The organism is Streptomyces actinomycinicus, from assembly GCF_016741775.1.
Lineage (GTDB): Bacteria > Actinomycetota > Actinomycetes > Streptomycetales > Streptomycetaceae > Streptomyces > Streptomyces actinomycinicus.
On sequence record NZ_JAERRK010000018.1, the window covers coordinates 147,323 to 167,298 of the forward strand.

The 19,976-nt window shown below is 71.8% G+C and carries 19 protein-coding genes; 13 read left to right on the top strand and 6 right to left on the bottom strand.

Annotated features, from left to right (window positions below; genetic code table 11):
• Window positions 1–461: 461 nt before the first annotated feature.
• Window positions 462–1,118 carry a hypothetical protein gene (locus tag JK359_RS28455; RefSeq protein ID WP_201841520.1) on the top strand — a complete coding sequence of 219 codons (657 nt, stop codon included), beginning with the start codon at window positions 462–464 and terminating at the stop codon, window positions 1,116–1,118.
• Window positions 1,119–1,166: 48 nt separating this feature from the next.
• Here JK359_RS28455 and JK359_RS28460 read toward each other — a convergent pair whose 3' ends face one another.
• Window positions 1,167–1,775, bottom strand: a complete 609-nt coding sequence (locus JK359_RS28460; protein ID WP_201841523.1) for a hypothetical protein — start codon at window positions 1,773–1,775, stop codon at window positions 1,167–1,169.
• 534 nt (window positions 1,776–2,309) lie between these two features.
• On the bottom strand, window positions 2,310–2,666 hold the full coding sequence (locus JK359_RS28465; RefSeq protein WP_201841624.1) for an ArsR/SmtB family transcription factor: 357 nt from the start codon (window positions 2,664–2,666) through the stop codon (window positions 2,310–2,312).
• A 610-nt stretch (window positions 2,667–3,276) separates the two neighbouring features.
• Here JK359_RS28465 and JK359_RS28470 point away from each other — a divergent pair.
• Entirely contained in the window at window positions 3,277–4,695 is a 1,419-nt protein-coding gene (locus JK359_RS28470) for an MFS transporter (protein WP_201841525.1), read from the top strand.
• Window positions 4,696–4,748: 53 nt separating this feature from the next.
• On the opposite strand, the gene ku is transcribed toward JK359_RS28470, so the two are convergent.
• A complete protein-coding gene (gene ku, locus JK359_RS28475; RefSeq protein WP_201841528.1) occupies window positions 4,749–5,870 on the bottom strand; it encodes a non-homologous end joining protein Ku in 1,122 nt (373 codons plus the stop codon).
• A 53-nt stretch (window positions 5,871–5,923) separates the two neighbouring features.
• On the opposite strand from ku, the gene ligD reads away from it, so the two are divergent.
• Window positions 5,924–6,811: a non-homologous end-joining DNA ligase gene (gene ligD / locus JK359_RS28480; protein WP_201841531.1), complete on the top strand. Its 888-nt coding sequence runs from the start codon at window positions 5,924–5,926 to the stop codon at window positions 6,809–6,811.
• A gap of 178 nt (window positions 6,812–6,989) precedes the next feature.
• On the opposite strand, the gene JK359_RS28485 is transcribed toward ligD, so the two are convergent.
• Window positions 6,990–7,793, bottom strand: a complete 804-nt coding sequence (locus JK359_RS28485) for a nuclease-related domain-containing protein (protein WP_201841534.1) — start codon at window positions 7,791–7,793, stop codon at window positions 6,990–6,992.
• A 100-nt stretch (window positions 7,794–7,893) separates the two neighbouring features.
• On the opposite strand from JK359_RS28485, the gene JK359_RS28490 reads away from it, so the two are divergent.
• From JK359_RS28490 to JK359_RS28510, 5 genes are all read left to right on the top strand, one after another.
• A complete protein-coding gene (locus JK359_RS28490; protein ID WP_201841537.1) occupies window positions 7,894–8,400 on the top strand; it encodes a protein-tyrosine phosphatase family protein in 507 nt (168 codons plus the stop codon).
• 121 nt (window positions 8,401–8,521) lie between these two features.
• A complete protein-coding gene (locus JK359_RS28495) occupies window positions 8,522–9,250 on the top strand; it encodes a hypothetical protein (protein ID WP_201841540.1) in 729 nt (242 codons plus the stop codon).
• A complete protein-coding gene (locus JK359_RS28500; protein WP_201841542.1) occupies window positions 9,247–10,491 on the top strand; it encodes an ATP-binding protein in 1,245 nt (414 codons plus the stop codon). Before JK359_RS28495 ends, JK359_RS28500 begins: the two co-directional genes overlap by 4 nt.
• Before the next feature lie 295 nt (window positions 10,492–10,786).
• Entirely contained in the window at window positions 10,787–12,148 is a 1,362-nt protein-coding gene (locus JK359_RS28505) for an FtsW/RodA/SpoVE family cell cycle protein (protein WP_201841544.1), read from the top strand.
• Window positions 12,149–12,322: 174 nt separating this feature from the next.
• Complete coding sequence (locus JK359_RS28510) at window positions 12,323–13,780, top strand: peptidoglycan D,D-transpeptidase FtsI family protein (protein ID WP_201841627.1); 1,458 nt, start codon at window positions 12,323–12,325, stop codon at window positions 13,778–13,780.
• Window positions 13,781–13,818: 38 nt separating this feature from the next.
• On the opposite strand, the gene JK359_RS28515 is transcribed toward JK359_RS28510, so the two are convergent.
• Window positions 13,819–14,673, bottom strand: a complete 855-nt coding sequence (locus JK359_RS28515; protein WP_201841630.1) for a hypothetical protein — start codon at window positions 14,671–14,673, stop codon at window positions 13,819–13,821.
• A 74-nt stretch (window positions 14,674–14,747) separates the two neighbouring features.
• Window positions 14,748–15,857, bottom strand: coding sequence for a ferritin-like domain-containing protein (locus JK359_RS28520; RefSeq protein WP_201841546.1), 1,110 nt, complete (start codon window positions 15,855–15,857; stop codon window positions 14,748–14,750).
• Between the two features lie 122 nt (window positions 15,858–15,979).
• Between JK359_RS28520 and JK359_RS28525 the strand changes: the two genes are divergently transcribed.
• From JK359_RS28525 to JK359_RS28545, 5 genes are all read left to right on the top strand, one after another.
• Entirely contained in the window at window positions 15,980–16,918 is a 939-nt protein-coding gene (locus JK359_RS28525; protein ID WP_201841548.1) for an AurF N-oxygenase family protein, read from the top strand.
• 37 nt (window positions 16,919–16,955) lie between these two features.
• Entirely contained in the window at window positions 16,956–17,609 is a 654-nt protein-coding gene (locus tag JK359_RS28530; protein WP_201841551.1) for a TetR/AcrR family transcriptional regulator, read from the top strand.
• Window positions 17,610–17,613: 4 nt separating this feature from the next.
• Window positions 17,614–17,916, top strand: a complete 303-nt coding sequence (locus JK359_RS28535) for a DUF8847 domain-containing protein (RefSeq protein WP_201841554.1) — start codon at window positions 17,614–17,616, stop codon at window positions 17,914–17,916.
• Window positions 17,917–18,028: 112 nt separating this feature from the next.
• Window positions 18,029–19,069 (top strand): C40 family peptidase, encoded by a 1,041-nt coding sequence (locus tag JK359_RS28540; protein ID WP_201841557.1) that lies wholly within the window; start codon window positions 18,029–18,031, stop codon window positions 19,067–19,069.
• A gap of 379 nt (window positions 19,070–19,448) precedes the next feature.
• Complete coding sequence (locus JK359_RS28545; RefSeq protein WP_201841561.1) at window positions 19,449–19,907, top strand: hypothetical protein; 459 nt, start codon at window positions 19,449–19,451, stop codon at window positions 19,905–19,907.
• The last annotated feature ends 69 nt before the right edge of the window (window positions 19,908–19,976 follow it).

Sequence of the window (19,976 nt, forward strand, 5' to 3'; positions counted from 1 at the left end):
GGCTGAGCAACCACACCAGGCGAGGAATGCTCAGCGTATTCCGGAGGACTTGGGTTCCGGAGGGCTCCGGTTCCGGAGGACTTGGGTTCCGGAGGGCTCCGGTTCCGGAGGGCTCCGAGGACTCGGGTCCCGGGACCGGAGAGAAAGGCGTATCGGCTCGTCGTAGCTGCCGATGGCTGAACCGGGAATGCGTGCGGCTGCGTCGGGTCGTACCGAGCCGACCCGCCGCACCACGCCTACCGGCGTACGCCTAATTTCCAGTGTGGCTCAACTCGGGCGATCTGCATCCCGGGCGCCTTGCGGCTCCTGCCGCGTGGTTCGAACGCGGCGGCGACGCTACGGGCACCTCATCCGGCTCTCACGAAGGAGTGCTCTGGTCTCCGATCCGCCTCCGAAGCGGGGGCTGCCAGGCGATACTGCCGCTCTCGCTCGGCGTGTCGCACGATCACCAGGGGGCTCCGATGCCAGACCGTCCGCAGCGTCCGCTTCGTCCTGATGAGGAGGAGGAACTCGCCCGCTTTCACAATGGTGACACCCTCGGCAACCTCCCGGTCGTGCAGTCATCGCCGGCGCGTGCCGATGGGCGCTCGGTTCCGCGGTCGGTTGTTCTCGTGGCGTGTGTGGGCGTGCTGGGTGGGCTCGCCGGAGCGGTTTTCGCGCATCTCACTCAAGGGAATGAGAAGTCGGCCGGCGCGCCCATAATCACGACGTCCCCGCGCGCTCCTCAAGCGCAGGGCGGCGCGCCGTCCGCGTCGTCCGTGTCGAGCCCGTCGCCGCCGGTCCCGGAAACCCCGAGTCTGAACTCGGGTGCGCGGCCGACGCTGGAACAGGTGCGGATCATTCAGACACCGCCCACCGGCGGGGATCCGTCGTCGACCTACTGCCTCGTGTATACCGGCAGTTCATCGGGGGCCGAGCGGGAGGCGATCCTGCTCATGAACGCCCCCGGGTATCAATGCCAGGACCTGCTCCCGTACGACGGCACCAACTCCGCGTTTTCCACGGCAGCGCCCTCGTGCCGGGCACCGTCGAGAGCGGCCGTACTGAGTTTCGCCGAAACGGGCGGGTGGGAAGGCGAGCTGATGTACACCTGCCTGACCGAGAACCACGGAGCCTAGGTCAGGGGCGATCGTGCCGACGGCAGGGGCGCGTCGGCGGTATCTGTGCTATTCGCTGTCTCCCGCTGGGCGTGCTGTCAGGAGTCTGGTACGGCTTTCCCTCATGAAATCCGGCTCGGACCACTGGGGGCGGCGGTGGCGCAGGCGGTGGATCTGTCTGCGGGTGTGGGGTCGGAGCAGCCAGCCCCAGGGAGTGAGTTCTCTTCTCATGGCCAGGAGGCAGATCGCCTGTTCGGGGTCGTTGTCGTAGGGGAAGTACGCCCTTCCGGACATCTCCGGGTCCGATGCGACGGGTGGCGCGGTCCATGCCTGTCTGCGGTGTGGCCCGCCGTGGCGGCGGGTCTGCCGGAACAAGTCGGCGTAGGCCTCACCGACCACGGACGAGTCCATGGAGAGGAGGTTCTGATGGAGGTTGATCTTGGTGAAGACGTCGCTGATCTGCTGTGCCAGCGCCGCTCTCGTCTCCGGGTTCGAGCCAGGGCGACATCTGATCAGGTAAGGGAGATCCTCGTAGGAGTGAATCACCTGGAGCGCCTCGGCATACATGCGGCTCTTCTGCTCACGGCGCTTGGCGTGTTGGTTGATCCAGTAGCCCAGGAGGGCGACGAGTGCGGTGATGAGCGCGGCTGTCAGTGCGGCCGTCGACGCGGCATCCATCAGCAATGGGCGCCCGGTGGCAGGCGCTTCCCCCCTTCCCCGTCAGGCGGTGGGGCAACGCTGGATCCGGTCCGACGGGCGTGCGTCCCCCATGGGAGAGGGTCACCATGGCGTCGGGCTGTGCGTAGAGCGCGAATCGGACGGGACGGGTGGGGCGGTCGTTCAACGGAGGGACGCGTCTCGACTCGGCAGGTGCGAGCGGTGACCGACAGTCCGGCCGTACGCGGCCGAAGTGTGGTGGTTGCAGGAGAGAGTGGCGCGGTCGTTGCCTCGGGAGGCGGGCAGTCGTCCTCTCCCTCAAGGCCCGTCGCGCTCCGGGCCGGCGTCGCGCTCGGTTGCCTGACCGAGGAGCAGGCGAGCTGGCGACTTGGGTGAGCGGACGGCTACCGAGTGGGCGAGCGGGCGGGCTAGCGAGCGGGTGAGCGGGCGGGCTAGCGAGCGGGCTAGCGAGCGGGTGAGCGGGCGGGCTGATGCGCTGACGAGTGGATGTGCGGATGAGTCGCCCGGCGTGTCCCGACCCGCCATGGTTCCGGTTCAGTCGGCCTCCGGTGGCGTCCACGCCGCCACCAGGTTCAGCAGGCCGGGGAAACGGGCGTTCAGATCGGCCACCCGGACGTGGCTGCGGCGCTCCAGGCCGTACTGGCGCTGCCGGGTGATCCCGGCCTCGCGCAGCGCGCGGAAGTGGTGGGTCAGCGAGGACTTGGGGCGGTCCAGGCCGAACCAGCCACAGGTGTGGTCGAACTCCTCGGACTCCAGGAGCAGTTTGCGGACGATCAACAGGCGCAGCGGGTCGCTGAGCGCCCCCAGCACCGTCTCCAGCCGGAGGTCGGCGACGGCCGGCTCCGGGAGGGGCTCGGGCAGGCCTTTGGGTTCCGGCAGGGGCTCGGGCAGGCCTCGGAGTTCCGGAGGGCTTTGGAGTTCCGGAAGGTCTCGGGGTTCCAGAAGGTCTCGGGGTTCCAGGAGGCCTTGGGGTTCCGGTGGGGATTGGGCGGCGCGCCGGCCCTGGGGTTCCGGCAGGAGTCGGGCAGCGCGCCGGCCTTCGGGCTCGGTGGGGCCCCGCTGAGGCTCGGTGGGGATCGGCTGAGGCTGGGTGGGGATCGGCTGAGGCTCGGTGGGGATCGGCTGAGGCTCGGTGGGGATCGGCTGAGGCTCGGTGGGGATCAGCTGAGGCTCCGTGGCGACCCGCTGCGGCTCGGTTCCCTCCGGCTTCGGCGTCCGCTGCGGCGCCTGGGCCGGCCCCGGCTCCGCCGTCCGGCGCGTCCCTCCCGTCCGTCGGCCGTCCTCCGTCCGGCGCGGCTTTCCCGTCCGTCGGCCGTCCTCCGTCCGCCGGCTCTCGTCCGCCTGCCGGGTTCCCTCAACTCCTCGCCCGTTCAACTGCCGCTCCCTCTGCCCGACTTCCCTCACAGCATCTAGTACGAGTCCGATCGTACTACGTGCTAAGTTCGGCTCCACTCGTACAAGTACGACTCAACTCGTACTACTGCCTGGGGAGGACTGTGCCATGACGGATACGGCAGCCACGACCGGTGTGAGGGCCCCGGATGTTCCCGTTCGCCGGGTCTGGCTCGCGGCCTGGCCCGTGACCGCGGTGTTCGTGCTGTCCAACGCCGCCACACCGCTCTATGTGCTCTGGCAGCGGGAGATGGGGTTCGGCAGCGGCACGCTGACCGTCGTCTTCGCCTGCTACATCGCGGGGCTGCTCGGCTCCCTGCTGGTGTCCGGGGTCGTATCGGACCGGCTCGGCCGCAAGCCCGTACTGCTGCCCGCGCTGGGGCTCGCCCTGCTGGCCTGCCTGGTCTTCGCGACCGCCGGCGGCGTGGCCGCGCTGGTCGTCGCCCGGCTGTGCACCGGCATCGCGGTGGGGGCCGTGGTCTCGGCGGGGATGGCCGCGGTGACGGACGTGGCCGGACCCGCCCGGCGCCCGCTCGCGGCGCTGCTCGCCTCCTGCGCCATGGTGTTCGGGGCGGGCGTGGGGCCGCTGCTCGCGGGCGTGTTGTCCGAGACGCTGCCCGGGGCCACGGTCACCGTGTTCGCGGTGGAGGCGGGGTTGCTGGTCACCGCCGTCGGGGTGGTTCTCCGGATGCCGGTACGACGTCCCGTCCGGGCCGGCGGCGAGGCCGGGGCCCCCGGCGAGGCCGGCGCCGGAGACCGAGCCGGGGCCGGAGACCGAGCCGGGGCCGGAGACCGAGCCGGGGCCGGAGTCCGGGCCGGGGCCGAGGACCGGGCCGGCGCCGGAGACCGAGCCGGGGCCGGGGACCGAGCCGGGGCCGGTGGCTGGGTGCGCGTGCCTGGTGTGCCGCGCGGGGCCGGGCGGCAGCTCGCCCTCGGCATCGCCGTGTTCGCCCCCGGCATCACCGCCACGTCCTTCGTGCTGTCGCTCGGCCCCTCGCTGCTGTCGGGCCCGCTGGGCACCGGGAACCGCGTCGTCTCCGGTGCCCTGGCGTTCGCCATGTTCCTCGGCGCCACGGGCGTGCAGTTCGCGGTACGACGACTGCGCCGGCGTACGGTCCTGGTCGCCGGTGCCGGCGCCACCGCCCTCGGCATGCTCGCGCTCGTCTGCGCCGTGCACACCGGGTCGGTCCCGGTGCTGGCCGGCGCCGCGCTGCTGGCCGGGGCCGGTCAGGGCATGGGCCAGTTGGGCGGTCTTTCACTGCTGAACTCGACGGTGCCGGGGGCCCGGCTCGCCGAGGCCAACGCGGCCCTCAGCGTGGGCGGTTACCTTCCCGCCGGCCTCCTGCCGGTCGCCGCCGGCTACCTCGGCGACGCCGTCGGGCTGACGGCGGCCACCACGGCCTTCGGTACGGCACTGGCGGCGCTCGCCGTGGTCGGCGGCGGTCTGGCGCTGGTCATGGGGAAGGCGTGGGTTCCGGAGGAGGAGGCGGCCGAGAAGGCGGTAGCGGCGGAGGCCGCATCTGGCTGACATCCGCGGGAGGCGAGACGGGAGCGGCGGGGACCGCCGGTGGGGGCGTTCCCTCAAGCCGACCGCTTGCGCGACGCGGTCTTCTTCGTGGCCGTCTTCTTCGCCGCACCCTTCGCCGTGCTCTTCGCCGCCGTACTCTTCGCCGCCGTGGCCTTCGTCGGCGTGCTCTTCGTCGCCGTACTCTTCGCGGGCGTCGTCTTCTTCGTTCCCTCCCCCGCGGTCGCCTTGGACGTCGATTTCCTCGCGGGCGTGGCCTTCTTCGCCCCGGCCGTCTTCTTCGCCGCGGACGTCGACTTCTTCGAGCCCGTCTCCTTCGGCGTGGCCCGGCCCCGGCGCAGCTGTCTGACCTCGGCCTCCGCCTCGGGTCCGGCCTCGGGCTCACCGCCGGTGGTGGCGGTCCCCCGGGACTCCCGTGCCGCCCGCACACTGTTCTCCAGCGCGGCCATCAGGTCCAGCACCTTGCCCCCGGCGGCCGGCTCGGGTGCCTCCGGCGGGGCCTCGCCGGAGGCCTTGGCCGCGATGACCTCCTCCAGCGCCTCGCGGTACTCGTCGTGCAGGTCCTCCAGGTCGACCTCGCCGAGGGTGTCCATCAGGGCGTCCGCGAGATCGAGTTCCTTGTCCCGGATGGTGACGGAGGTGTCCGGGGCGACGCCCTCGGGAGCCCGGACCTCGTCCGGCCACAGCAGTCCGTGCATGGCGATGGCCTCGCCGACCACGCGGAGCATGCCGAGCCGTTCCCGGCCGCGCAGCGCGTACTTGGCGATGGCGACCTTGTTGCTGCGTTTGAGGGCCTCGCGCAGGAGCGTGTACGGCTTGGCCGCCGGGGCTCCGCCGGCCGCGAGGTAGTACGCGGCACCCATCTGGAGGGGATCGATCCGCTCGGAGGGCACGAAGGCCACGATCTCGATGGTGCGGGCGGTGGGGATGGGCAGGTGGGAGAGGTCCTCGTCGGTGATCGGGATGATCGAGCCGTCGGCGTCCTCGTAGGCCTTGCCGATCTCGTCCTGGGTGACCTCGCGTTCCTCCAGCTCGCACACCTTGCGGTAGCGGATGCGGCCGTTGTCCTCGGTGTGGATCTGACGGAAGGAGATCGCGTGGCTCTCCGTGGCGTTGACCAGCTTGATCGGGATGCTGACGAGGCCGAAGGAGATGGCGCCGTTCCATATCGATCGCACGTGCCGCACCCTTCCTTTGCCGTTTTTTCCGGTTCGTCTGGGATTGTCATCCTATGACGCCTATCACAGAGGTGGAGGGGCGCCGGGTCGCGCTGAGCAACCTGGAGAAGGTGCTGTATCCGGAGAGCGGCTTCACGAAGGCGGAGCTGCTGCACTACTACGCGACCACGGCGGAGGCCCTGCTGCCGCACCTGCGTGACCGCGCGGTGTCCTTCCTGCGCTATCCGGACGGCCCGGACGGGCAGCTGTTCTTCACCAAGAACGTGCCGCCGGGTACGCCCGAGTGGGTCACGACCGCGGCTGTGCCGCGGTCGTCGGCGGACAGTCCGGCCCGGATGGTGGTGGTGCAGGACCTGCCGAGCCTGGTGTGGGCGGCGAACCTGGTCACCGAGTTCCACACGCACCAGTGGCTGGTGCAGAGCCCCGAGGAGGCCGACCGGCTGGTGTTCGACCTCGATCCCGGGCCGCCGGCGGACATCGTGCACTGCTGCGAGGTCGCCCTGTGGCTGCGCGAGCGGCTCGCGGCGGACGGGATCGAGGCGTACCCGAAGACCGCCGGGTCGAAGGGGCTGCATCTGCTGACGGCGGTGCACGGTGGCTCGTCCGAGCGCACGTCCGAGTATGCGAAGGCGCTCGCGGTGGAGGCCGAGCGGGCGATGCCCCGGCTGGTGGTGCACCGGATGACGAAGAGCCTCAGGCCGGGCAAGGTGTTCGTCGACTGGAGCCAGAACGCGGCCCGGAAGACGACTGCCGCCCCGTATACGCTCCGGGCCCGCCGGTCGCCGCTGGTCTCCGCGCCGGTGACCTGGGAGGAGGTCGCCGACTGCCGGAGCCCCGGGCAGCTGGCGTTCCAGGCCGAGGACATGGCTCCGCGCCTGCAGGACCACGGGGATCTACTGGCACCGCTGCTGGATCGGGGGTCAGCGGCTCCCCTGCCGTGACCCCGGGGGCCGGGGGGCGGGGGGCCGGGAGCCCGGGGCCCGGGAGCCCGGGGGCCCGGGGAGACCCCGCCGACACCTGCCGCACCCCGCAGACACATGCCGCACCCGATCCCGGCAGACCACCCCCACGAGTTCCGGTCCCGGTTCCGGTGGACGATCCCCACGTGTCCCGGTCCCCTTAGACCCTGCCCCACGTGTTCCGGTCCCGGGCCATTCCGTGCAGTGCCTCCACGTCCGCCGGCTTGAGCACCGCGCCCAGCCGGGCCAGTGCGGTCAGCTCGGTGTCCTGCAGGATCCGTACCCCGCGCGGCTCCGCGGTCACGGTCACCTCGGCCGGGCCGGCCAGTGCCAGTACCGGGCGGACCTCGGCGGTCAGGGCGTAGGAGGCGCGGTCGGCGTCGGCGCGCAGCCGGCGCAGCAGCGGTTCGGCGGCACGGCGGCCCACGGTGACCATGGCGCCGGCGACCATGACCCGGGTCCTGCGGGCGTACAGGGCGTGTACGGCGAACAGGCCGCCGGGGCCGATCAGCAGGTGGTGGATGCGGGCGCCGCCGGGCAGCGGGACGGAATGCAGGGTGTGCCAGCCGGCTCCCTCGAGCGCGTCCAGCGCCCGGCCGACGGTCTCCTCGGCGGTCAGCGCGCGGCGGCGGGGGTCGGGGCGCAGCCGGTGGGCGGGGCCGGGGTCGCGGTCGAGGGCGACGAGCAGGGACTCGCCGGGGCGGTTGGGGGCCAGGTCGTCGTCGGGGTGCAGGGTGAGCCGGGCGAGTTCCGCGGGGGTCGGGACCGGGGGCGGCCCCACGGTGACCGGGCCGGTCAGGAACGGTTTCAGGACGTGCAGCACCGCGTCCTCGCTGTCCTGGCCGAGCAGGTTGACCCGGCTGGTCTCACGGTCGTACCAGGCGACATTGCTTCCGTCCTCGCGGCAGACGTACAGCCGCTCCCGGCCGTGCCGGAAGGCCGGCACCACGCGCAGTCCGCTCATGCGCCATCACCCCTCGACCATGGGAACAGGCGGGGTGCTGTCCGGGCAAGACCGGTTACCTTTGATGACGGCCCTGCGAGGGGGAGTTGGGGAGGCGCCGGTGCGGACCCGCGGAAAGCAGCCCGAGGTGCCGGCTCCGGAGAGCCCGTGGAACGAGATCGTGCCCGGCCTGTGGATGGGCGGTCACGAGTTCCGGGGCCGTTCCGGGCGGCTGGAGTTCGCCGTCGTACGTGACGAGTTCGATCTGGTGCAGTCCCTGCTGCGGCTGCCGGGGTACGGGCCGGATCCGGGGGTGGAGCACCATGTGTGGCCCATACCGGACGGGCCGCTGGACGGGACCCAGCTGGCGGGGGTGATGCGGCTGGCGCGGGCGGTGGACGAGGCGCTGGACGCCGGACGCCGGGTGCTCGTGCGCTGCTACCACGGGTACAACCGCTCGGGACTGGTCATCGCGCACGCCCTGGTCCGGCGGGGTGAGTCGGCGGACGGGGCGATCCGGCTGATCCGGTCCCGGCGCTCGGCGTGGGCGTTGCACAACGAGCTGTTCGTGGAATACCTGCGGGCGGGCCTGTCGACCGTGCGGCTGCTGGAGGAGCTGGCCGAGTAGCCTCTGTCCCAGCACGCCGACCCGGTGCGCAAAACGGACTTACCTAAGATCTAATCACACTTCCCCACGAACACACTATTAAGGTGTACGGGGCCTGACCGACATCGACCCCAGGAGCACCGTGCCTGCCCGTCGCCCCGTGCGCACCGCCCTCGCCGTGGCCGCCGTCACCCTGCTCTCGGCGACGCTGGCGGCCTGCGGGGACACCGGCGCACTGCGCGGCGCCGGGCCGACCCAGACCGCCGTCAGCCCGGTCAAGCTGTGGCCTGATCTGCGGCCGGCGTCCAGCCCCGCCTTCCCGTACGCCGTGTCGACCAGGGAGACGGTGAAGGGGATCACGGTCCCCGGAGACGACATCCGCAAGGTGGATCCGGTGGGCGTCGTCGAGGCTGAGCTGAAGGCGCACCCGGACGACTACGGGCCCAAGGGGGCGTACCGCGGGACCGCGGACCGGATGAAGGAGTGCGCTCCGGGCGGGGGCGGGCCCCGGTGTCCGCTGCTGAAGCCGTACTACCGGGACCTCACCGGGGACGGCCGGGCGGACCTCACGCTCGGCTTCCGGCTGTACCCGACCAATCAGACGGCGGTGCGGGTCTACACCGTCGAGCGGCACAGGCTGGTGCAGGTGCTGGCCGACAACGACGCGCTCATCGGGGTGGAGCTGGCGGGCCGGGCGCTGATCGAACGCTCGCCGGCCGACATCTCCGGCTACGAGTACCGCACCACCTGGCTGTGGGACCCGGGTCAGCGCGCGATGGTGTTCTCGAGCGACGAGTACCTGCACGTCGGCGACGGCCGGCCCAGCAGGAAGTCGTCCCCGTCGCCCAGCCCCTCCGAGAGCCCGCAATGAGGCTCACGCTGCCGCACTGGGCCGGGACCCTCGCCGTCAAGGCCGCCGCGTTCATCACCGTGATGTCCTGCGCGCTGGCGGCGCTGCTCGGCGTGCTCGTGCACGTCTCGGTGACCGACCAGACCGTCGGCCAGGCCCGCGACCTGGCGCTGTCCCGGCTCGAGGACGCCACCCGGGCGTACGAGGCCGGGGACACGCTGCTGCCGGGCGCCGGGGTGGACCCCCCGGGCCTGCCGGCTCCACTGCGGAAGCTGGCGGCGGCCGGGCAGCGCGGCACGATGGTCGCCACGCACCGGGGGCGCCCGACCATGTGGGCGGTGGGCCCGGCGGCCGGGCACCGCGCGCTCGCCGTTGAGGTCGACTACTCGCAGCAGTCCGGCACCATCGCCGGCCTCGACCGGTCGATCCTGGGCTCGTCGGCGCTCGCGATCGGGGCGACCGTGCTGGTCGGCGCGTTCGCGGTGACCCGGGTGACGCGGCGGCTGCACGGCACCGCGCGGGTGGCCCGCCGGATCAGCGCGGGCGACCTGGACGCCCGGGTGGACGATCCCCGCACGAAGGACCCGACCCGTCCACAGGACGAGGTCGCCGCGGTGGCCGCCGCCCTGGACACAATGGCTGCCACGCTGCAGAGCAAGCTGCTGAGCGAGCAGCGGTTCACCGCGGACGTCGCGCACGAGCTGCGCACTCCGCTCACCGGACTGCACGCGGCGGCCGAGCTGCTGCCGCCGGGCCGGCCGACGGAGCTGGTGCGGGACCGGGTGGCGACGCTGCGCACGCTCACCGAGGACCTGCTGGAGATCTCCCGGCTGGACACCGGGCGGGAGAAGCTGGAGGTCGACACCGAGGAGCTGGGTGCGCTGGCCGGGCGGGTGGTGCGGGCGTCCGGCACGGAGACCGAGGTGCGGATCCTGCGGGACGCGCGGGTGGAGACCGACCGGCGGCGGCTGGAGCGGGTGCTGGGGAACCTGGTGGCCAACGCGCACAAGCACGGGGCGCCCCCGGTGGTGTTGACCGTGGACGGACCTGTGGTGACCGTCCGGGATCACGGGGGCGGGTATCCGGACTACCTCATCGCGCACGGGCCGCAGCGGTTCCGTACCGAGGGCGGGGCCACGGGGCACGGACTCGGGTTGACCATCGCGCTGGGGCAGGCGGAGGTGCTGGGGGCGCGGCTGTCGTTCGCCAACGCGGTGGACGGGGGCGCGCTCGCGACGTTGACGCTGCCTGTGGGCGAGTAGAGCCCGGGGCCGCAGGTGGTGTGCGGGCTTTCCGCCGGGTGTGGCTGAGCGCGCGGTTCCCCGCGCCCCTCCGGGGGCGCGCCATCGGCGGCCCCGGTCGCCCGCGCACTTCCCGAGCCGCCTCCAGACGCACACCACCGGCCACCGGTGGTCGCCCACGCACTTCCCGAGCCGCCTCCAGACGCGCACCACCGGCCACCGGTGGTCGCCCACGCACTTCCCGGCGCCCGTCGGAGCGCTGTGTGCCCCGGGGCGCCTGCCCAGTCGAACTGCCCTGTTTCGGTAGGTTCCGGACATGACGAAGGCCGGAACCACCGTGGCGGCGGCCCCCGCTCCCGCACGCGCCGTGCGCCTGCCCCGGCGCCGGGGCGTCGAACTCGCCCTGCTCGTACTGGCCGTCCTGCTGTCGGTGTACGGCTACTGCGCGGTGGGGCTGGCCCGGACCGGCACCGTCCCGCCCGGCGCCGTCGGCTACGGTGCCGGACTCGGTGTGCTCGCGCTGTTCGCCCACATCGCGGTCCGGATCCGGGCGCCGTACGCCGATCCGCTGCCGCTGCCCATCGGGGTGCTGCTCAACGGGCTCGGACTGGTGCTGATCTACCGGCTGGACCTGGAGACGCCGGGCGACCGGGCGGCCCCCACCCAGCTGGTGTGGTCCACGCTGGGCGTGGGCCTGTTCATCGGGGTGGTGCTGGTGCTGCGCGACCACCGGGTGCTCCAGCGGTACTCGTACGTGTGCGTGGTGGCCGCCCTCGTCCTGCTGTTGCTGCCGATCCTGTTCCCGGCGGTCAACGGTGCCCGGATCTGGATCCGGATCGCCGGGTTCTCGATCCAGCCGGGCGAGTTCGCCAAGGTGCTGCTGGCCGTCTTCTTCGCCGCCTATCTGGCCGCCAACCGCAGCGCGCTCTCCCACACCGGACGGCGGCTGTGGCGGCTGCAGTTCCCGACCGGGCGGGTGCTCGGGCCGATCCTGACGATCTGGCTGCTGAGCGTGGGCGTGCTCGTGCTGGAGCGGGATCTGGGGACCTCGCTGCTGTTCTTCGGGCTGTTCGTGGTGCTGCTGTACGTGGCCACGGGGCGCACCGGCTGGATCGCGGTCGGGCTGGTCCTCGCCGTGCTCGGCGCCTTCGCCGTCGGGCGGCTGGAGCCGCACGTGGGCGGGCGGATCGAGGACTGGCTGCATCCGTTCGCCACGATCGAGGCCGGGCTCGGCCCCAACCAGCTGGCCCAGTCGCTGTTCGCCTTCGCCGCCGGCGGGGTCCTCGGGACCGGGCTCGGGCTCGGCCACTCCGTGCTGATCGGGTTCGCCACCAAGTCGGACTTCATCCTGGCGACGGCCGGGGAGGAGCTGGGCCTCGCGGGCCTCGCGGCGATCGTGCTGCTGTACGCGCTGCTGGTGGAGCGCGGCTACCGGGCGGGGCTCGCGCTGCGCGAGCCGTTCGGGCGGCTCCTCGCGGTCGGGCTCGCCTCGATCGTGGCGCTCCAGGTGTTCGTGATCGCGGGCGGGGTCACCGGGCTGATCCCGCTGACCGGCATGGCCATGCCGTTCCTCGCCCAGGGCGGCTCCTCGGTGGTCACCAACTGGGCGATCGTGGCACTGCTGATCCGGATCAGCGACTCCGCACGCAGCCAGTACGACGGCGTGGAGGCACCGTGAGCGAGCACGACGGCCGGGAAGCACCGTGACCGGGCGGAACCGCCGGGAGGCACCGTGACCGAGGACGACGGCCGGCAGGCACCGGTGAGCGAACGGAACCGAGGCACCGTGACCGAGTGCGACGACCAGGAGGCCGTGACCGAGTACGGCGGCCTGCCCGACAGCGGACGGCCGATGGCCAGGTACATCCGGCACGCCTGTGTCTTCTGTGCGCTGCTGCTGGCGGCCCTGCTGGTCAACGCGACCCGGGTGCAGGTCGTCCGGTCGCGCGAGTACGACGCCAATCCCGCCAACCGCCGTGCGGCGATCGCCCGTTACGAGCAGCCGCGCGGCGACATCCTGGTGGGCGACGAGCCGGTCACCGGGTCCATGGACACCGGCGAGCAGCTGCGTCACGAACGCACCTACCGCAACGGCCCGTTGTACGCGCCGGTGACCGGCTTCGCGTCGCAGACGTACGGCACGACGTTCCTGGAGCACTCCGAGGACGCGTTGCTCTCCGGCACCGATCCGGTGCTGTCGCCGCTGCCGCTGTGGAACGACGTGACACGCACCCGGAACCGGGGCGGGGACGTCGTCACGACCCTGAACCGGCAGGCGCAGGAGGCCGCCTACCGGGGGCTCGCCGGGCGCAAGGGCGCGGTGGCCGCGATCGAGCCGGCCACGGGCCGGGTGCTCGCGCTGGTGACCAGCCCGTCGTACGACCCCGCAGAACTGTCCGGCAACAGCGAGGCGGTGGAGTCGGCGTGGGCCCGGCTCAACCACGACCCGGAGAAACCGATGCTCAACCGGGCGGTACGGCAGACCTACCCGCCGGGCTCGACGTTCAAGGTGGTGACCGCGGCGGCGGCACTGGACGCGGGTGTGGTCACGGACCTGGACGAGCGCACCGACTCCCCCGACCCCTACCGGCTGCCCGGCACCACGACCCGGCTGACCAACGAGGGCGACGGCTGTGCCAACGCCTCGGTGCGGGACGCCTTCGAGTGGTCCTGCAACACGGTCTTCGCCAAGCTGGGCGTGGACGTCGGGGTGCAGGCCATGACGGACACGGCGCAGGCGTTCGGGTTCAACGACACCGGTCTGCGCATCCCGTTCGCCGTGTCGCCGAGCACCTTCGACACCCGGGTGGACAAGGCGCAGCTGGCGCTGTCCTCGATCGGCCAGTACAACACGCGGGCGACCCCGCTGCAGATGGCGATGGTCGCGGCGACGGTCGCGGACGGGGGTGTGCTGCACACGCCGTACCTGGTGGAGCGGACCACCCGGCACGGCGGCGAGACGGTCGCCGGCAGTGGGGTACGGCCGGGGCGGCAGGTGATGCGGCCGTCGACGGCGGCCCGGCTGAAGGAGCTGATGGCCGGCGTGGTCCGGGACGGCACCGGCACCCGGGCCGGCATCCGCGGCGCGCTGGTCGGCGGCAAGACCGGCACGGCCCAGCACGGCGTCGGCAACACCGGGGTTCCGTACGCCTGGTTCGTCTCCTGGGCGCAGACCGAGGACGCCCTGGAGCCCCAGGTGGCGGTCGCGGTGGTGGTGGAGGACGCCTCGGGCGACCGGGGTGAGATCAGCGGCGGCGGAAACGCGGCACCGATCGCGAAGGACGTGATGCGGGCGGTTCTCGGCGTGTGAACCGCCCGCGGGCCGGCTGCGGCAGCGGGCCGTGCCGGTCAGCCGATCGGCTGGAGCATCTCGTGGCGGACCTGGAGGGTGCTCCGGGCGGCCTTCTCCAGGTCGATGCCGGAGGGGTCCTTCGTGGAGCGGTCGACCTCGCCGACGATGGCGGCCGTGTTGCCGTCCGCCCAGGAGCAGACGGGGTAGGTCACGGTCACCAGGGACGCCTTCTGGGTGAGGACCTGGCAGGTGACGGTGGTGTCCGCGCCGGCCGGGGTGACGTCCTTCGCGGGCTCCTCGACCGTCACGCCGTCGGCCTCGGCGGCGCCCTTGAGCAGGTTGCGGCGGATGGAGGCCTCGTTCTTGAACCGGCCGTACATGCCGGACACGAGCAGCATGCTCTGCGAGCCGCCGTCGAGGCCGTAACGGCCGACGACGGCGTGCATGTCCTTGGCGTCCCAGGCGCCGTCGGCCTCCTTCTCGATCTTCTTGCCCTCGGTGGCGGAGGCGTCCTCGGCGAGCTTGTACCTGTCGTCGAGCAGGGTGTGCGGCAGGGCGAGCTTGTTCTTCGCCTCGGGGAAGCCGCTCCCGACCACCATTCCGAGCAGTACGAGGCCCACGACGACGAGCGTGACCACACCGCCCACGATCCCGAGCACCAGCCCGACCCGCCGCCTCTTGGGCGGCGGGGCCATGGGCGGCATGCCCCAGGCCGGGTACGGCTGCTGGGGGTGCGGCGTCTGCGGCGGGTACGGCTGGGCCGGGTAGGGCTGCTGGCCGTACGGGCCCGGGGCACCCGGGGCCTGCTGGCCGTACGGGCCCGGGGCACCCGGGGCCTGCTGGCCGTACGGTCCCGGGGGCTGCTGGCCGTACGGGTTCTGCGGCTGGTTCGGGTACTGCGGCGGAGGCATGGACACGCCAGCACGCTACTGCACCCGGGTGAGCGGGCGGACCGCGCCCCGGGCGGGCCGGAACCCGCGGCCCGTCAGCCCTCCGCCGACCCCGACTCGATCGCGGCCTCCACCTCGGCCACCCGCTCCCGCTCCTCGGCGGCGAAGCGCTCGGCGTCCAACTGCTCGGCCAGCTCCTCGTCCTGGGCCATCAGCAGGTCCAGGCTGGAGTCGCCCATCTCGAGGACGCCCATGTCGACGTAGGCCTGCTGGAGCCGCTTGCCCCACAGGCCTATGTCCTTGACGCACGGGACGATGCGGCTGAACAGCAGTTTCCTGAAGAGCCGGAGGAACTCGGACCGCTCGCTCAGCGCCTCCGCCTCGGCCTTGGGGATACCGAAGTTCTCCAGCACCTCGACCCCGCGCAGCCGGTCGCGCATCAGGTAGCAGCCCTCGATGACGAACTCCTCGCGCTCGCGCAGTTCGGCATCGGTGAGCTGCTTGTAGTAGTCGCGCAGCGCCATCCGGCCGAAGGCGACGTGCCGGGCCTCGTCCTGCATGACGTACGTCAGGATCTGCTTGGGCAGCGGCTTGTCCGTGGTGTCCCGGATCATGCCGAACGCGGCCAGCGCCAGGCCCTCGATCAGCACCTGCATCCCGAGGTAGGGCATGTCCCAGCGGCTGTCGCGCAGGGTGTCGCCGAGCAGGGACTGGAGGTTGTCGTTGATCGGGTAGACGAGACCCATCTTCTCGTGGAGGAACCGGCTGTAGATCTCGGCGTGCCGGGCCTCGTCCATGGTCTGGGTCGCCGAGTAGAACTTGGCGTCCAGGTCGGGCACCGACTCCACGATCCGCGCGGCGCAGACCATCGCGCCCTGCTCGCCGTGCAGGAACTGGCTGAACTGCCAGGAGGCGTAGTGCCGGCGCAGTTCCCCCTTGTCCTTCGCGGAGAGCTTGGCCCAGTGCCGGGTGCCGTAGAGGGACATGGCCTCCTCGGGCGTGCCGAGCGCGTCGTACGGGTCGACCTCCAGCTCCCAGTCGATGCGGGTGTTCCCGTCCCACTGCTTGTCCTTGCCCTTCTGGTACAGGGCGAGCAGGCGGTCGCGTCCGTCGTCGTACTCCCAGCTGAACCGTGCCGCGCCGGCGGCGGGCACCTGCCAGGGGGAGTTTCCGGGGTCGTTGGCGTAGAGGTCCTGGGTCGGCATACCCCGCAGGCTCACACGTGGATGCCGGGTCAACAAGTCACGCCCAAGGGATTGACGACCTTGCTGACAAGCAGTCTTATAAGGGGAGGACGACTACCCCCGGGTAACGAGGTGAGGGAGCCATGACGACCCTGACGGAAGCGGACGCGCTGGACGGGCTGCGCGACGCGCTCGGCCTGCTCAAGGACCGGGAACAGGTGGCCGAACGGCTGCTCGTCTCTTCCGCCAAGCACTCCTTCGACCCGGACGAGGAGCTGGACTGGGACGCGCCCTTCGAGGAGGGCAAGTGGTTCTGGCCGCCGGAGCTGGTCTCGCTGTACGGCACCCCGATGTGGAAGCGGATGAGCGAGGAACAGCGCATCCTGCTCTCGCAGCACGAGGCCGCAGCGCTGGCCTCGCTCGGCATCTGGTTCGAGATCATCCTCATGCAGCTGCTCGTCCGGCACATCTACGACAAGGCGGCGACGAGCGCCCACGTGCGGTACGCGCTCACCGAGATAGAGGACGAGTGCCGGCACTCCAAGATGTTCGCCCGGCTGATCTCGCACGGCGGGACGCCCTGGTACCCGGTCAGCCGCGCCCACCTGAACCTGGGCCGCCTCTTCAAGACGATCTCGACCACCCCCGGCTCCTTCACCGCCACGCTGCTCGGCGAGGAGGTCCTGGACTGGATGCAGCGGCTGACCTTCCCCGACGAGCGGGTCCAGCCGCTGATCCGGGGCGTCACGCGGATCCACGTGGTGGAGGAGGCACGGCACGTCCGGTACGCCCGCGAGGAGCTGCGGCGCCAGATGGTGACCGCCCCGAAGTGGTCCCAGGAGTTCACCCGGGTCACCTCCGGGGAGTTCGCCCGGATCTTCTCGGTCGCCTTCGTGAACCCCGAGGTGTACACCAATGTCGGCCTCGACAGGCGGGAGGCCATGGCGCAGGTGAAGGCGAGCGGGCACCGGCGGGAGGTCATGCAGTCGGGCGCGAAGCGGCTGACCGACTTCCTGGACGACATCGGTGTGCTGCGGGGGGTCGGCCGCCGGCTGTGGAGGTCGTCGGGACTGCTGGCCTGAGGCAGGGTGCGGGGGGTCGGCGATTAGGCTGACGGCCATGACCCCGGCCACCCCCGCCTACCGTCGGCTCAGCGTCGAGGAGCGGCGCAGCCAGCTCCTCACCGCGGCCCTGTCCCTCTTCGCGCACCGCGCCCCCGAGGAGGTGTCCCTGGACGACGTGGCCGAGGCGGCCGGGGTGTCACGGCCGCTGGTGTACCGGTACTTCCCGGGCGGTAAGCAGCAGCTGTACGAGGCCGCGCTGCGGTCGGCCGCCGAAGTGCTGCAGCAGTGCTTCGACGAGCCCCACAGCGGTCCGCTGCTGCCCCGCCTGTCCCGCGTCCTGGAGCGCTACCTGGCCTTCGTGGACGGGCACGACACCGGATTCAGTGCGCTGCTCCAGGGCGGCAGCGTCGTGGAGACCTCCCGGACCACCGCGATCGTGGACGGGGTGCGCCGGTCCGCGGCCGAGCACATCTACCGGCATCTCGGCATCGCCGAGCCCGGCCCCCGGTTGCGCATGACCGTCCGGACGTGGATCACGGCCGTCGAGGCCGCCTCGCTCATCTGGCTGGACGAGGGCAAGCAGCCGCCGGTCGAGGAGCTGCGCGAGTGGCTGGTGGAGCAGTTCGTGGCCGTCCTCACGGTCACCGCGGGGCGTGATGCGCAGACCGCCGCGCTCGTCGGCACGCTCGCCGGGGATGGCCGAGACTGAACCCGTGAAGAGTCAGGACACCCCCTTCGAGGGCGGCCCCATGGACGGGCGCGTACTGCCCGTACTGTGCGGCCCCACCGGGCACCCCCCGAAGACGTACCGCATCCCCGTCCCCGGTCCGGACGGCGGCCCGCCCACGATGCTCGTGTACCGCAGGGTGCCGCGCGGGCACAGCAGGCGGCTGGGGCTGATCCAGGGGTGGAAGTACCAGTACGACCCCGACGACCGCTCCGGCGGCCGGCTCAAGTGGCCCTGGTCGAAGCCCGACGTCGCGCCGTCCGGCAAGCCGGATGACGCGAACGGGTGAAAGCGCTGCGCCGAACCGCGCACAACTGCTCCACGACCGGCACCGACACGTCTGATTATCAGGTTGCGACCGGAGGCGGAGAGTCCGCCTCCTCCGCACCGGAGGTGATGACGTGTCAGGAAGGCTTCTGCGCCTGGCCTGTACGGCCGCGGTGGCGGCCCAGGCCGTCCTCGCGCCCGTAACCGCAGCGGCCGCACCGGAACCGCGGCGGTCCGTGGCCGAGCTGCTGACGGATCTTCAGCAGCTGTACCGGCAGACCGAACAGGCCACCGAGACCTACAACGCCACCACGGAGGAGCTGAAGCGGCAGCAGACCGAGGTGGACCGGCTCGACGGCGAGCTGGCCCGCGCCCGGCTCACCCTCCAGGCCGGCCGCACCGACGCCGGCCGGCTGGCCCGGCAGCAGTACCAGAACAGCGGCGGCCTCGGCCCCTACGTCCGCCTGCTCCTCGCCCCCGACCCGCAGCACGCGCTGGACGAGGGGCACGTCATCGGCGAGCTGGCGCGCGAGCATGCCCGGACCGTGGCCCGCCTGGCCGCCACGGAGAAGCGCAAGGACGCCCTGGCCCGCAAGGCCCGCAAGGCCCTCGACACCCAGCAGAGCCTGGCCGGCCGGCAGAAGGCCCAGCGCGACGACGTCCGGGGCCGGCTGGCCGACGTGGAACGCCTGCTGGCCACACTCACCCCGGACCAGCTCGCGGCCGTGGCCCGGCTGGAACAGCAGGGGGTCACCACGGCGCAGCAGCGCCTGACCACCGCCGGCGCGCTGCCCGCCGACCGCCCCGCCTCACCGGCGGGCGACCGCGCCGTCCGCTACGCCATGGACCAGCTCGGCAAGCCGTACGCGTGGGGCGAGGAGGGTCCGGACGCGTACGACTGCTCGGGCCTGACGTCGCAGGCGTGGTCGCACGCGGGCACACCGATCCCACGGACCAGCCAGGAGCAGTGGGACCGGCTGCCGAAGGTGCCGCTGAACCAGCTACGGCCGGGCGACCTGGTGGTGTACTTCCCCGAGGCGACGCACGTGGCGATGTACGTGGGGGGCGGGAACGTCGTGCAGGCGCCGAGACCGGGCGAGAAGGTGACGGTGTCACCTCTCGCGTCCTATCCGGTGCTCGGCGCCGTGCGTCCCGACACGGGCAAGCGGCTCTAGTCCTTGCGGTACTTCTCGGCCGCGCCCGTGTGGAACCCTTCCTACCGGAGGCGCAGGGACCTCCGACGTCACGCCCCGGGGACGTGGGGCCTTGGCATACTCGCGATCGCCGTCCGGGTTCGCTCCTGGCTGCTCGGCATGAGGTGCTGTACGGGAAGGCGTAGAGTCGCGGTTGGGGATTCATGGACTCGATCGTGTCCGGGTCCGCCCCAGGGCCGGCAGTGATCATGCTGGTCATAATGGCGTCGAGGCCGGGCAACACCGCTGGTGACTGCCGTGGTACGACGACAGTACACACCTCGGAGGCGGTCAGCGGGGAGAGGGCAGGACGATGACGGGTGGGATAAGTGACCTCCTGTGCTGGCGAGGTCCGATTTCGGTGAACGTGTTCGTCATCGGCTCTGGCAACACCCCATTGCCGAAAGAGGCTTTTCACCTCGCCGGGATGGTCCCTGACGCCTTCCTGCCGTTCCCTCTGATGGGGCAGCCCGAAGCTATCGAGCGGCTCGGTCTGGTGTCGTACGACCTCGACTTCGATGACGTCTCACTCGATCTGCGTGAGTACACGCGAGCAGTACTTCGGCGTGTCTGTGCAGGCACGCGGGCAGTGGCCTGGACAGCTTTCGAGGGGTCGTTCCACTACGACGAACTCCTCACCGCCCAAGTAGCCCAACAGGTCTACGGCTACTGCACGACCGGCGCCGAACCGGTGGTCGAATGGGACACCGCAGCCCTGCGAGGCGAAGAATGGCGCCGCCGAATCGGCGGCGCCCGAACTGCTCTGGACGCCTTGCTGTCCGCTTCGGAGACACGAGGCAGGAAGAGCCGCACCGACTGAGTGTCCAACTGCGTGACAGCACCGACGAACACGAGCGGAACAACGAGCGACCTGACGCCAGCGGCCCGG